We start from the raw sequence: 13,051 nt of genomic DNA on the forward strand, positions 1-13,051 counted from the left end.
CATGCGCGCCGATCTCGCCGTCCTCGCTCTGGTCTTCGCCGCCACGGGCGCGCGCGCCCAGCAGCAGCTTCCGACCGTCCCGGAATTGCTGACGGCCGAGGCGAACGCCGCACGCGCCTGCGAGAGCACCGGCGATCCCGCCATCACGCGTGAGCAGTGTCGGCTGCGCGATCGGCTGAGCGGACGCCTGGCGCAGGCGGGCTATTGCTGGGGCCGCAAGGGGCAGGCGGACGAGAAGAAGGAATGGCACGCCTGCCAGCCGGACTCGATCTACGAGGATGATATCGAGGCCGTGCAGCGCTGAGCGGCAAACTTCGTCGTCGAACGCGGCCCGCCACCCGAAGGTCTGTACGCCGGGCTACAGCAGGACACCGTTCCGCAGAATCGACGGCGCTGTGCGCGAGTCGTCGCTGTGGTGCTGCGCGGCGTTCACGGAGCCGCCGGCATCGAACTGGACGCATCACCTGAACGCCCGCGCTTCAACGTCCATTCGAGGAACAGAATTGGCATTGCTCGCACGATCGGACCAATGAACAAGTCATTATCTCAATGAAACTGTCCTTTTTCCGATAAAACAGATCTTACGTGGTGAAATCTCCACGGTATCGCCGTCTCGAAGTACACGAAAATTCTTGAAACGCTCATGCAGAGTGTTAGACCGCCATCGTTGCTCGAGACTCCGACTACGATACGGTCGCCATCGATGATTCACACGATCAAAGGCAGGCTTTTCGCGCTTCTCGGGGTGCTGGGTACACTCCTCGTAGGATCAGCAGCACTCAGCAATTACGCGCTCTACAAAGATTTCCGGGGCCTCGAATCGATCTACGCCGACAGGGTCATGCCGCTCAGCCAGTTCGGCGCGATGCGCGATGCCTTCGATGCCATGCTGACCGCGACGCGGGATTTCGAGTTCCACGCGATTCAGGCGTCCGAAGCCGTGACGATCCTCGATCGCCAGCTGGCACGGGCGAAGGAAGCCTGGTCCGCCTACCTGACCACGTACCTCACGCCCGAGGAGGCACAGCTCGTCGCGAGCCTGACGACGCGATTCGATCGGGACGTGGCGATCGTCACCGACCTCGTCCGCGCCTTGACGAAGGGGGACCTCAACGCTGTGACCGCGACCCGGATCGATCTGCTCCGCGCGATGGGTCCGACGACGGCGGCCATCGGCGAGTTGTCCGACCTGCAGGTCCGCGAGGCCCGCGCCGAGTTCGAACGCGCGGACGCGATGGCGCGGCGCCTCCGAATCCTGCTCTTCGCGACACTCGCCGGGGCCGCGCTCGCGGTCGGGTACGGCATCCGCGTGATCCTCGTCCAAGTCACCCGCCCGATCGCGCGGACCACGGCGACGATGACCCGTCTCGCCGCGGGCGACCTCGACGTGCGGATCGACGGTGCGGACCGCGGTGACGAGATCGGCGCGATGCTCAAGGCTGTCCAGGTCTTCAAGGACGCGCTCGTCGCGAAGCGCGCGACGGATGCCGCCGCCGCCAACGAGGCGGCCGCGAAGGCGCGCCGCGCCGAGACGTTGGACAGCGCCACCGCGGCGTTCCGTGCCCGGATGGATCGCCTGACCGAGGCGCTGTCCGCCAGCGCCTCGTCCATGGAAGCCGCCGCCGCGACGATGGACCGGAGCGCCGGCGAGACCGCGACGCAGCTGCTCCAGGTGTCCTCGGCGGCCGAGCAGACAGCGGTCAACGTTCAGACCGTCGCGGCGGCCGGCGAGGAACTGGCCACGTCGATCGGGTCCATCAACGGCCAGATCACGCGCTCCTCGGACATGGCCCGGCGCGCGGCCACTGAGGCGTCGGAGACGAACACCCTCGTGATGAGCCTCGCCGACGGCGCCGAGCGGATCGGGACCGTGGTCAGCCTGATCGCCGGGATCGCCGCGCAGACGAACCTGCTCGCGCTGAATGCCACCATCGAGGCGGCCCGCGCCGGGGAGGCGGGACGCGGCTTCGCCGTCGTCGCCACCGAGGTCAAGGCGCTGGCGGCGCAGACCGTCCGGGCGACCGAGACGATCTCCGAGCAGGTCGCGACCATTCAGAAGGAGACCCACCGCGCGGTCGACGTCATCCAGGCGATCACCGCCGCTGTCCTGGACCTTCGGACCATCGCCACGGGCGTCGCGGCCGCGATGGAGGAGCAGGAGGCGGTGACGCAGGAGATCGTGCGGAACGTCAGCCAGGCCGCCGACGGCACCCAGGCGGTCACGGTCACGATCGGGCGCATCACGCAGGCCGCGGGCGAGACCGGCCGGACCGCGGCCGCGGCCCTGGACGCGGCCACCGCCCTGTCGCGACAGTCGGAGACCCTGAACGCGGCGGTCGCGGAGTACCTGGCGGCGGTGCGGGCCGCCTGAGGCGACACGCTCAGCGGCCGGGCGATCCAGGGAGCGGTGGTAGCCGCATCAGGGGCTCGCCGACCCGCAGGATCGATCCGACGGCGAGCCCGGGGCAGAGCGTGAAGCCCGGAGGCGTCAGCACCACGATGGTGGAGCCGTGCTCGAACCAGCCCATCTCGGCGCCCTTCGCGAGGCGCGCCGCGGTGAGCAGGGTCCGTCCGCCCGTCTCGCGCAGGGCGAGACCCTCGGACAGGAAGCCGAGCCGCAGCCCGGCAACGAGGATGGCCGCCACCGGCACCAGCGTCACCGCGTGGCCGCCCTCCGCGAGGCGCAAGCGCAGGACGGCGCGCTCGTTCCGACAGAACAGCGCCTCGACGCGTTTCAGGGCGATCGGGTTCACGTTCCAGGTGTCGCCCCAGATATGCCGCACCGACTCGACCCGCAGGTCGTGCGGCGCGTGGAATCGGTGATACATCCCGGCCGTCAGGCGCAGGGTGGCGTAGCTGCCGCCCTCGTGGGCGCGCGCCAGAGCGACGTCCCCGCCGAGCAGGTCGGCGAGCGGGTAGGACAGGCCCTTGATCTGGAGCAGGCGGCCGGCCTCGATGCGCCCATGGGCCCCGAGGATCGCGTCGCTGGGGCTCGTGAGCACGGCCGGATCGGCCGCGATCGGCCGGGCACCGGGACGCAGGGCGCGCACGAAGGCGGCGTGGAGGCTGGGGAAGCGTGTCTCCCGCGCGTCGCGGAGGTCGACGTCGCAGAACAGCCGCCAGGTCGATATCGAGAGGTCGCGGATCAGCGGCTGCTCGATCCGGCTGAACCAGCCCATGAAGCGGGTGGCGAGACGGCGCGGCAGGCGGTTCGTCAGCAGGAAGTTGAGATCCTCCTGCGCCCCGACACGCGCCAGGACCGTCCGCAGCCGGGATCCGGAAACCGTCATCATGCCGTGAACCGCCTCCGGTAGGGCGCGGGGCGATGTCCGCGCTCCTCGTCACCCTGTCCGCCACTACCGTCGCCGCGGTGCTCGCCCTGCCGCGGGCGGCCGAGCGCCTGCAGCTCTCCCGGGCGAAGCATCGCTCGCTCACCGGCCACGCCCGCATGGCCCGGCGCGTCGCCGGGCTGATCCCGAACTACGCCTACTCGGAGCGCGCCTTCTTCCGGTCGGACGATCCGGACGAGGCGGTGGCGCGCCGGCGCGAGGCCGGCTTCGCGCGGCTCTCTGACCTGTTCCGGGCGCGCTTCGCCCGGACACGCGCCGAGACCGAGGCGGTCCGCGACGGGCTCTCGGATCTCCAGTTCACCGGGCTCTACCGGGTGCCGTTCCAGTACGCCCGGCACGTGCGCGCCCATCTCGGCACCGGCGCCTTCGCGGCCGCCGCCGCCGGCGTCACCGTCACGGACCTCGACGGCAACGTCTTCTACGACCTCGCCGGCTCCTACGGCGTGAACCTGTTCGGCGTCGATTTCTATCGGGCCTGCCTGGAGGAGGGCGCGGCGCGGGTCTCGGCCCTCGGTCCCGTGCTCGGGCCGCTCCACCCGGTCGTCACCGGCAACGTCGCGCGGCTGAAGGCGATCTCGGGCCTCGACGAGGTCTCGTTCCACATGTCCGGGACCGAGGCGGTGATGCAGGCCGTGCGGCTCGCCCACTACCACACCGGCCGCCGCCGGATCGTCCGCCTGTGCGGCGCCTATCACGGCTGGTGGGGCGAGGTGCAGCCGGGCATCGGCAACCCGGTCCCGACCCGCGACACGCTCACCCTGGCCGACATGTCCGAACGGACGCTGCGGGTGCTCGCCGGCCGCCGCGACGTCGCCTGCGTCCTGGTCAACCCGCTCCAGGCGATGCACCCGAATGCCGGCGCGCCGGCCGATTCCGCGCTGGTCGACAGCGGCCGCAGGGCGTCCTTCGACCGCGCCGCCTACACCAAGTGGCTCCACGACCTCCGGGCGGTGTGCAGTGCCCGCGGCATCGTGCTGATCCTCGACGAGGTCTTCCTCGGCTTCCGGCTCGCCCGCGGCGGCGCGCAGGCGTATTTCGGCCTGCGCGCCGACATGGTCACCTACGGCAAGACCCTGGGGGGCGGCCTGCCGGTCGGCGTCCTCTGCGGGCGCGCCGACCTGATGCGCCGGTACAGGGAGGACCGGCCCGTCGACATCTGCTTCGCGCGGGGCACCTTCAACGCCCATCCCTACGTGATGGGAGCGATGGGCGCGTTCCTCGACCGGCTGGACAGCCCGGCGGTGGCCGCACTCTACGCCGACCTCGACGCGACCTGGGACGCGCGCGCACGTCACCTGAACGCCCGGCTGGCGGAGGCCGGCCTGCCGGTGCGGGTCGCCAACATGTCGACGGTGTGGACGGTCCTGTACACCGAGCCGTCGCGCTACAACTGGATGCTGCAATTCTACCTGCGCGCCGAGGGGCTGGCCCTGTCGTGGGTCGGGACCGGCCGGATGATCTTCAGCCTCGCGTACGACGACGCGGCCTTCGAGGCCGTGGCGACGCGCTTCGAGGCGGCGGCGCGGGCCATGCGGGCGGACGGCTGGTGGGACGGCGGCGCGCCGAGCGACAGGGCGATCCGCCGGTCGATCCTGCGGGAGGTCGCGGCCATCCGTCTGGGCGGCCTCGGGGCCCGCCTGGGCCTGCGGGCACCGGATCAGGGTTGATCCGGCGCGCCGGGGAACGGGCCCGGCGCGCGCCCCCCGCTCAGGCGCCGCGCTCGTGCGGCTCCCGCTCCTCGACCAGCTCGCCGTGCAGCAGGGCCAGCGGCGCCTTGTGGTAGAGCTTGATGTCGTGGAACGGGTCGGTGAGGATCTTGGTCACCCAGACGAGGCCGGTCTGGACGTCGCGCTGGACGAAGAGCTGCACCATCCGGAACAGCAGGCCGGCGAGCGCCAGCCACAGCCAGATCCAGCCGACGTTGCGGATCAGGTCCGCGGTGCTCTGGTGCGGCGCGATCAGGCCGAACAGGCTCGGGTCGAAGTAGAGCGGCAGGGGCGACAGGGCCCAGATCGCCAGGAGCACGACCTTCCGCTGCAGGTTGTAGCCGACCTTGATCTCCTCCTTGTGCTCGTGGGTCGCGTCGTTGACGTGGTCGTAGCCCTTGGGCTCGAAGAACAGGTGGCCGGCCTGCCGCGAGGTCATCGCCACCAGCCAGCCGATCAGGGCCGCCGTGGCCGGATCCCTGAACGCCAGGGCGTAGGCGACCAGGAAGCTGATCGCGCTCACCACGTGCAAGCTCTGATTGACGCGGTTGTGGTGATAGTAGCGGTGGTCGTCCCAGCGCTGAACGCGCAGTGCCTCCCGAAAACTCGCCATGATGTGGGTCCCCGATCGATGGTGGTGGGTTGGTCGAAGCTGATGCGCGTTCAGGCGGCGCGCTTGCGCAGGCGCAGCAGGGAGAAGTGGCCGAGCGGCGGGAGCGCCCGGCGCTCGACGATCTCCACCGGCGCGCCGGCGGCCCAGGCCGCGTAGCGCTCCCAGGCGAACTCGGTCCGCCATCCGAGGCGGCTCGTCACCGGAGCGAGGGTGCGCTCCACCGCGCGCCGCAGGCCGGCCTCGGCGCCGATCCGCGTGGTGATCACGATCTCGCCGCCGGGGCGCAGCACCCGGGCGAACTCGTCCAGCGCCGCCTCGGGATTGGGGACAGCCGTGACGACGTACTGCGCCACCACCACGTCGAAGGCGGCGTCCGGGAAGTCGAGCTGCTCGGCGTCCATGACGGCGAGGCGCTCCACGTTGCGCAGACGCAGCCGCGCCACGCGCTGACGCGCCTTCTCGAGCATGGGGGCCGAGATATCGATGCCGACGATGCTGCGGGCGCGCCTGTAGGCCGGCAGCGACAGGCCGGTGCCGACGCCGACTTCCAGGATGCGGCCGCCGATCCGTTCGGCGGCGGCCGCCGCCAGGGTACGGCCCTGCGCGAAGACGGGCCCGAAGACCAGATCGTAGACCGGGGCCCAGCGGCCGTAGGCCTTGGCGACGCCGTCGCGGTCGAGATCGGGCCCGAGCGTGCCCGCGCGCGAGGAACCGGTGTCGTGCATTCCGAGGGCCATGGGCGTCCTGTCTCGTTGTCGGCTAGGTCGGCCCGACGGCTCGCCTCGACCGTGGGCTGCAGGTCTGAGGCAGGCGTTCACCAGCTCAGTTCGCGTCACCGCGCGTCCGTCGGTCAGACCAAGATCCAGCCAAGGGCTCGCGCTTGTCCGCCTCGAGAGCGCCGAGCGGCGTCGCGACAAGGCAGGGGGCGGTCACAATGGGCGAGGGAGGCGGGATCTCGATCGTGCCACGCCGCCCGGATCATCAACGACCCCACCCCGCCTCTCCGCAGAAGTCTTTCCGCCGGCAAAGCTATGTCGTTCGTTTGACAAGCTTGTGACATGTCCGTCAAACACGCCAACGGCCATTCCATTTGCTGGCAAAATACTGATGTGCCACGCGTCACATCTATGCACGAGGGGTGATATGCGACCCTTCGAGCTACCTGATCTTGCCCGGTGACGAACGCCTCGGCCGCGCATCGGCCGCGCGTCGGCTTCTCGCACACGCGGTGTTCACGATGCTCCGAAGACCCTGCCGTTGCGGTCTCGTCGCAGATCCCGAGATGCGCGATGATTTGAGGGCGGGAAGCCTGCAGGTCGCGCCTTCGACATTTTCTCGCCCTGATATCGACGAGATGTGACCCGGTATCCCCAGCAGGACAGGGCGCGACGACGCGCCGAAGGAGTGTTTCGCGTGATCGAGAATTTGCGGCGTCAGACCATCGCGGTCGCGGCCTTCGCCGGGATCGCTCTCAGCGCCGGGCAGGCGCAGGCCGCGCAGTGCGGCAACACCGCGGCCGGCTTCGATGCGTGGAAGCGGCAATTCGCCGAGGAGGCGCGCGGCCGGGCCAGCGCGGCCAGCCTCGCGGCGCTGCAGAACACAACCTACTCGACCGCCACCATCTCGGCGGACCGGGGGCAGCACAGCTTCAAGCTGTCGCTGGAGCAGTTTCTCGCCAAGCGCGGCGGCCCGACCATCGTCAAGCGGGGCCGCGCGCTGAAGCAGCAGAACGCGGCCCTCTTCGACTCGATCGAGCAGCGCTACGGCGTTCCGCCGGGCCCGCTCCTGGCGATCTGGGGCATGGAGACCGGCTTCGGCGCGGTGCGCGGCAACGTCAACACGCTCTCCGCGGTGGCGACGCTCGCCTACGATTGCCGGCGTTCCGAATACTTCACGGACCAGCTCTACGCTGCGCTGACCCTGGTCGATCGCGGGCTCCTGACACCGAATACCCGCGGCGCGGCGCACGGTGAGGTCGGGCACACCCAGTTCCTGCCGAAGAACGTGCTGGCCTACGGCACCGGCGACCTCAACAACGTCGGCGCCGCCCTGTCGTCCACGGCCAATTTCCTCAAGGCGCACGGCTGGCGGGCCGGCGCCGGCTACCAGCCCGGCGAGCCGAACTTCGCGGCGATCCAGGGCTGGAACGCGGCGCCGGTCTACGAGAAGGCGATCGCCATTCTCGGGCGCCAGATCGACAACAATTAGCAGTATCTCGGCCTCGAATAGACCGAAACGTATTGCGAGAACTGCGGCGGCGCGCCCGAAAATGGTCCCGATCGAGCCAAGATCGACCATCGCATCGCCCCAGAAAAGCCGGCCCGACCCCGCTGTCTCATGCTGAGCGGGGCCGGTCCGCCCGCCGCGGATCCGCAGCCTGTGCGGAGGGCGGCAGACGGCAAGCCCCGCCTCGCGACGAGGAGCATGGGCAACCGCGATGGCTGTCGAATCCGTGCCGCTGGACGGCCTCAAGACCCGGAACGCGCGCAGCACGTGGCTCGCGCCCCTGACAGTGCTCACCGGCGCGGTGACGCTCGCCGCCCTCGGGGGCAGCGTCCTGCATCGCGCCCCGGTCCCGGTAACCGGCATCGAGAACGCACGGACGGAAGCGCCGGTGCCCGCACCGTCCGCGGAGGACAGGGCCGAGACCGCCGCCGCCGAGCCGGAGGCCGCCGAATCGCCCGAGCCCGGTCGCGACGCCCTCGGCAATTCGCAGTCACGATGGGCCTGGAATCAGATCGCCCCACCCTCGCTGACGCCCAAACCCGCTCCTGAAGGCGCCGATGCCGGCGCCGACGCGCAGCCCGGAACGCAGGTCACCGAGACACCGCTCAGCGCGATGGTGGTCCCGCTGCCGATCCCCCGTCCGCCCGAGTTCCGCGGGCCCGCGGGCACCGCACTCGCCCGGCGGTCCGACCGGCGCATGGCGCGCCGCGAGGTGCCGCCGGCGGCTCAGCCTATCCCCCAACCCGAAGAGCGCTCGTTCATCGAGAAGCTGTTCGGCATCGAGCGCGGACCGGCGCTGGCCTACACGGCGCTCGAGAGCAAGCCGGCCGACGTCGCGCCGCCGCAGCAGCGCGTCTCGCCGCCGCTGGCCCCGGCCCGGGATCCGGGCCCCTCGGCCGGCATCGCGGTCTACAACATCGCAGCCCGGACCGTGACCCTTCCGAACGGCGAGCGCCTGGAGGCGCATTCCGGCCTGGGCGAGGGGCTGGACGAGCCGCGCCTCGTCAACGTCCGGATGCGCGGCCCGACTCCGCCCGGCACCTACGATCTCACCGAGCGCGAACGGCCCTTCCACGGCGTGCGGGCGATCCGCCTCACGCCGGTCGGCGGCAACGAGGCGGTCTACGGCCGTGTCGGCCTGCTGGCACACACCTATATGCTGGGCCCGCGCGGCGACTCGAACGGCTGCGTGTCGTTCCGCGACTACGACCGGTTCCTCCAGGCCTTCCTGCGCGGCGAGGTTCAGCGGCTGGTGGTCGTCAGTGGCACGCAGGACCCGCTGCCGAGCCTCGCCGCCGGCACGGTCACGACCCGCATGGCCCGCAACGGCGGCTGACGACGGCTCGCCCGCGGCAACGGCCGCAAGCGCGCAGACGGTCTACCAGCACTGCTCGCGCGGCGCTTGGAACGCGCCGTGCCGGCCCGCAGAACGCGGTGGCGGCGCATTCCGGCGCCGCGACACGCGAGTCCCCGGTCCAGACCATGCCCGCACAACGATCGGCCGCCGCGGCCGTCCGTACCCTCCTGGCGCTTTCCGGTCTCCTGGCGGCCGACTTGGCCTGGAGCGCCTCCGCGCCGGACCGCGTCGGCGCGGCGGTGGTCGGGGCGCGCTTGGCGGACCGGATCGTCGGCACCTGGGAACTCGTCTCCTACAAGGTCGAGGACAAGGAGACCAGCACGCTCGTCGACGCCATGGGCGGCACGCCGCGCGGTCGCGTCATCTTCACCAAGGACGGCTGGGTCGCCTTCAACCTCGAGGGCAGCGCCCGCACGCCGGCGACCACCGACGCCGAGCGGGCCGCGCTGATGAAGACCCTCGTCGCCTATATCGGCCGCTACCGGATCGAGGGTGACCAGTGGGTCACCAGCGTGCAGACCGCGTGGGCGCCCGAATGGGTCGGCACCGAGCAGCGCCGCACCATCCATATCGACGGCGACTGCGCCGACGTCACGACTCCCTGGCGCGTGATGCCCAACTGGGATGACGGCCGCCTGTCGCGCAGCATCATCCGGTTCAAGCACATCCCGTAGCGGCGCGCCTTCGCCACGCCGTCGCGTCGAGCGACGGACCGGGCGACCGATCGGGCGACCGATCGCGGCCAGTCTATCAGCGGGTCGCCGCCATGCGCGCCGGTCGTCGCGACGGACTGACAGGATGGCGGCGATTGCAACCCTGGCAGTAATTGTCCTTTCAGGCCCCGTCCTCTATGAGGCCACCATCAATCTGCTGAGCCAAGCCAGCCAGCATCTTCCTGCCCACCCGGCAATCGCGCCACCGCGCGAGCGAGGTCTTGAACCGGTGATCCGTTCTCCGGCGAGATCGCGCGCCTAGGCGGAGGGAAGGCCTCTGCGTCGCGCGAGCGCGCCCCGTCGTCCCACGATCCGTGCGGCTCGGGGACGACGGACGCGATGCGGGCCAGGGCAGGACCGTCGTGCCGGGTCGCGCGAGACCGCGAGCGTGCCGCGACGGGAACGGGGAAACGATCCGGAAGGCCGGACGGGCGGGATTCGCGCCCGTCGCATCGAGTGTCTTCCGTACGCGCGGCGGCCGATCGGGCCGTGCGGTACGCAAAAGCGGGATCTGCCCATGCGTGGCGACGACGAGACCCAACACCGGCGCGACCGCCGGGCCGCGGACGTGCTGCCCCTGAGCCGGCGGCGGCTCCTCGGCACGGCCGCCACCGGCCTGGCGCTGGCGGCCCTGCCGGGCGCGCTGGCCCTGGCCGAGGGCGCGGACAGCAAGGTCGACGTGCTGCTGATCGGCGGCGGGATCATGAGCGCGACGCTGGGCGTCTGGCTGAACGCGCTGGAGCCGAACTGGTCGATCCAGATGGTCGAACGGCTGGATCAGGTCGCCCTCGAGAGCTCGAACGGCTGGAACAACGCCGGCACCGGACACTCGGCCCTGGCGGAGCTGAACTACACGCCCGAGAAGAAGAACGGGCAGATCGAGATCGCCAAGGCGGTGGAGATCAACGAGGCGTTCCAGGTGACCCGGCAGTTCCTGGCGCATCAGGTCAAGACCGGCGTGATGACGGACCCGCGCGCCTTCATCAACTACACGCCCCACATGAGCTTCGTCTGGGGCGACGACAACATCGCCTACCTGAAGAAGCGCTGGGAGGCCCTGAAGGCGAGCCCGCTCTTCGCCGGCATGGAGTACTCGGAGGATCCCGAGCAGCTCCGCAAGTGGGTGCCCCTGATGATGGAGGGCCGCGACCCGAAGCAGAAGGTCGCCGCCACCTGGTCGCCGCTCGGGACCGACTGCGAGTGGGGCGAGGTGACCCGCCAGTACGTCGCCCACCTGCAGAAGCAGCCGAGCTTCAACCTCCGGCTCTCGACCGAGGTCGAGAGCATCACCAAGAACGGCGACGGCTCGTGGCGGGTGACCGCCAAGAACCTGAAGGACGGGACGCGCCGGACGACCGACGCCAAGTTCGTGTTCATCGGCGCGGGCGGCGGTGCCCTGCACCTCCTGCAGAAATCCGGCATCCCCGAGGGCGACGAGTATGCCGGTTTCCCGGTGGGCGGCTCGTTCCTGATCAACGACAATCCCGACGTCGCCACGCTCCATCTCGCCAAGGCGTACGGCAAGGCGTCCGTGGGCTCCCCGCCGATGTCGGTGCCGCATCTCGACACGCGCGTGATCAACGGCAAGCGCGTGATCCTGTTCGGGCCGTTCGCGACCTTCTCGACCAAGTTCCTGAAGGAGGGCTCGTACTTCGACCTCCTCAGCTCCACGACCACCAGCAACATCTGGCCGATGATGAAGGTCGGCGTCGACGAGTTCCCGCTGGTCGAGTACCTGGCGGGGCAGCTGATGCTATCGGACGACGACCGGATCGCGGCGCTGCGCGAGTACTTCCCGAAGGCCAAGAAGGAGGAGTGGCGCCTCTGGCAGGCGGGGCAGCGTGTGCAGATCATCAAGCGCGACCCGAACAAGGGCGGCGTGCTGAAGCTCGGCACCGAGATCGTCAACGCCAAGGACGGCAGCATCGCGGCGCTCCTCGGGGCCTCGCCCGGCGCCTCCACGGCGGCGCCGATCATGCTGCAGGTGCTGGAGAAGGTCTTCGCCCAGAAGGTCGCCACGCCGGAATGGCAGGCGAAGATCCGGGAGATCGTGCCGAGCTACGGCACGAAGCTCAACGACGATCCCGACCGCGTCGCGCGCGAGTGGACCGACACGAGCGCGCAGCTCCAGCTCCCGACCCCGCCGCAGATCGACCGGGCCGTGCTGAAGCCGGTCTCGACCGGCAGCACCGTGCTGAACAGCAGCGTCACGCCGGTGAAGGAGCCGGTCCACGACCTCGCGCCGTGAGCGGCGCGTCCCGGGGCGCCGACGACCGCGCGCCCCGGGAGCGCGTCGGCGCTCAGAGCCCGACCCGACCCAGGGCCGGCAGCTTGAGACCGGGCCGGCGCAGGTCGATCCCGGCGACGCCGCCGAGCAGGTTCAGCTCCAGGCCCTCGACCCAGCCGAGGGTTACCCCGGCATAGCCGCCGAGGTTGATGCGGATCCCGGTCCGCGACGGCGTCAGGCCGATCCAGCGCCCGTCATAGGGGAAGTCCTTGCCGATCGCGGTGGTGGGCAGGCTCTCGCGGATCTCCGGCACCGCCGCCATGACGGCGGCCACGAAGGTGTTCGAGTTCGGGCCGGGCCACACGACGTAGTCGCCGGGCCGGCTGAACCGGTACTCGGCCACGGCCTGCCGGATCCGCGGCAGCATCGCCTCCGCCTCGGCGCCGTCGGCCGCGAACACCACCGTCGGCGGGTTCCCGAACCACCGTCCGTCCGGCACGAACCGGTCGACCCAGATCGGCTGGCCCCAGGCCGTGTAGTCGAACCGGCTGTAGGCGCGGGCGCCGCGCTCCTTGACGACGATCCAGCTATGCGTGGCCACGATGCCGCGCCAGCTCACGGTCCGCGCCGAGAAGATGCGCAGCACGGCGCCGGGATGCGCGTCCGCACGCGGCAGCAGGCCGGCGCTGGACCGATCCGCCAGACGCCAGTCGCCGCTCGCCCGCGTCGCGTAGAGCAGGGCGGAGATCGCCACCGGCACGAGGAAGAGCGCGGCGAGCGCGAGGAGGGCGATCCTGAACAGGGTCACGGGCGGTCCGGGGGGGAGGGCGGGATAGAATCCGCATGTAGGTAGAGCCCG

11 protein-coding genes are annotated in these 13,051 nt (G+C 70.7%); 7 read left to right on the plus strand and 4 right to left on the minus strand.

Translation table 11 applies throughout. The features are described 5' to 3' along the window. The first annotated feature begins 1 nt into the window (after position 1). Together ACQKQD_RS05680 and ACQKQD_RS05685 are read left to right on the plus strand one after the other, a co-directional pair. Positions 2–304, plus strand: coding sequence for a hypothetical protein (locus ACQKQD_RS05680; RefSeq protein ID WP_020091704.1), 303 nt, complete (start codon positions 2–4; stop codon positions 302–304). Between the two features lie 399 nt (positions 305–703). Then, entirely contained in the window at positions 704–2,371 is a 1,668-nt protein-coding gene (locus ACQKQD_RS05685) for a methyl-accepting chemotaxis protein (protein WP_427507734.1), read from the plus strand. Positions 2,372–2,381: 10 nt separating this feature from the next. Here the strand turns inward: ACQKQD_RS05685 and asd are convergent, their stop codons facing one another. Beyond that, positions 2,382–3,293 (minus strand): archaetidylserine decarboxylase, encoded by a 912-nt coding sequence (gene asd, locus ACQKQD_RS05690; RefSeq protein WP_427507735.1) that lies wholly within the window; start codon positions 3,291–3,293, stop codon positions 2,382–2,384. Positions 3,294–3,325: 32 nt separating this feature from the next. Here asd and ACQKQD_RS05695 point away from each other — a divergent pair, with 32 nt between their 5' ends. Further along, positions 3,326–5,017, plus strand: coding sequence for an aminotransferase class III-fold pyridoxal phosphate-dependent enzyme (locus tag ACQKQD_RS05695; protein WP_427507736.1), 1,692 nt, complete (start codon positions 3,326–3,328; stop codon positions 5,015–5,017). A 40-nt stretch (positions 5,018–5,057) separates the two neighbouring features. On the opposite strand, the gene ACQKQD_RS05700 is transcribed toward ACQKQD_RS05695, so the two are convergent. Both ACQKQD_RS05700 and ACQKQD_RS05705 read right to left on the minus strand, forming a co-directional pair. Beyond that, a complete protein-coding gene (locus tag ACQKQD_RS05700) occupies positions 5,058–5,669 on the minus strand; it encodes a membrane protein (protein ID WP_020091709.1) in 612 nt (203 codons plus the stop codon). 50 nt (positions 5,670–5,719) lie between these two features. Beyond that, the gene (locus tag ACQKQD_RS05705) at positions 5,720–6,406 is read right to left on the minus strand and encodes a class I SAM-dependent methyltransferase (protein ID WP_020091710.1); all 687 of its coding nucleotides are present in this window, start codon (positions 6,404–6,406) and stop codon (positions 5,720–5,722) included. A 676-nt stretch (positions 6,407–7,082) separates the two neighbouring features. Here ACQKQD_RS05705 and ACQKQD_RS05710 point away from each other — a divergent pair. The 4 genes from ACQKQD_RS05710 to mqo all read left to right on the plus strand — a co-directional run bounded on the left by ACQKQD_RS05710 (position 7,083) and on the right by mqo (position 12,213). Beyond that, the gene (locus ACQKQD_RS05710) at positions 7,083–7,877 is read left to right on the plus strand and encodes a lytic murein transglycosylase (RefSeq protein ID WP_020091711.1); all 795 of its coding nucleotides are present in this window, start codon (positions 7,083–7,085) and stop codon (positions 7,875–7,877) included. A 229-nt stretch (positions 7,878–8,106) separates the two neighbouring features. Beyond that, on the plus strand, positions 8,107–9,231 hold the full coding sequence (locus ACQKQD_RS05715; RefSeq protein WP_427507737.1) for a DUF2778 domain-containing protein: 1,125 nt from the start codon (positions 8,107–8,109) through the stop codon (positions 9,229–9,231). A 146-nt stretch (positions 9,232–9,377) separates the two neighbouring features. Further along, positions 9,378–9,926: a lipocalin-like domain-containing protein gene (locus ACQKQD_RS05720; protein WP_427507738.1), complete on the plus strand. Its 549-nt coding sequence runs from the start codon at positions 9,378–9,380 to the stop codon at positions 9,924–9,926. Between the two features lie 556 nt (positions 9,927–10,482). Then, positions 10,483–12,213: a malate dehydrogenase (quinone) gene (gene mqo / locus ACQKQD_RS05725; RefSeq protein ID WP_427507739.1), complete on the plus strand. Its 1,731-nt coding sequence runs from the start codon at positions 10,483–10,485 to the stop codon at positions 12,211–12,213. 52 nt (positions 12,214–12,265) lie between these two features. Here mqo and ACQKQD_RS05730 read toward each other — a convergent pair whose 3' ends face one another. Continuing rightward, positions 12,266–13,000 (minus strand): DUF3750 domain-containing protein, encoded by a 735-nt coding sequence (locus ACQKQD_RS05730; protein ID WP_331298416.1) that lies wholly within the window; start codon positions 12,998–13,000, stop codon positions 12,266–12,268. Positions 13,001–13,051 lie beyond the last annotated feature (51 nt).

This window comes from Methylobacterium sp. NPDC080182 (assembly GCF_050281105.1).
GTDB lineage: Bacteria > Pseudomonadota > Alphaproteobacteria > Rhizobiales > Beijerinckiaceae > Methylobacterium.